1 pseudogene is annotated in these 236 nt (G+C 47.5%); it reads left to right on the top strand.

The features are described from left to right. Positions 1-236 (top strand): annotated as a pseudogene (gene eno / locus VJI94_RS08835) (phosphopyruvate hydratase); the annotation flags it as partial.

The raw sequence follows: 236 nt of genomic DNA, 5'->3' as shown, positions 1-236 counted from the left end.
CGTCAAATACTCGACAGTCGTGGCAACCCCACTGTAGAAGTAGATGTATTAACCGATGACGGAGCCTTAGGCCGTGCCGCTGTTCCAAGTGGAGCCAGTACAGGTATTCACGAAGCCGTTGAACTTCGTGATAATGATAAAAAGAAATACGTAGGAAAAGGCGTTCTCAAAGCTGTGAAGAACGTAAACGATACCATTGCTGATGCGATCGTTGGCTTTGATGTGGCTGCACAAGC

Source organism: Parvimonas sp. D9 (genome assembly GCF_035282565.1).
GTDB classification, from domain to species: domain Bacteria; phylum Bacillota; class Clostridia; order Tissierellales; family Peptoniphilaceae; genus Parvimonas; species Parvimonas micra.
The sequence above is the reverse complement of the archived record's forward strand: the minus strand, read 5'-3'. Positions and strand labels throughout refer to the sequence as shown.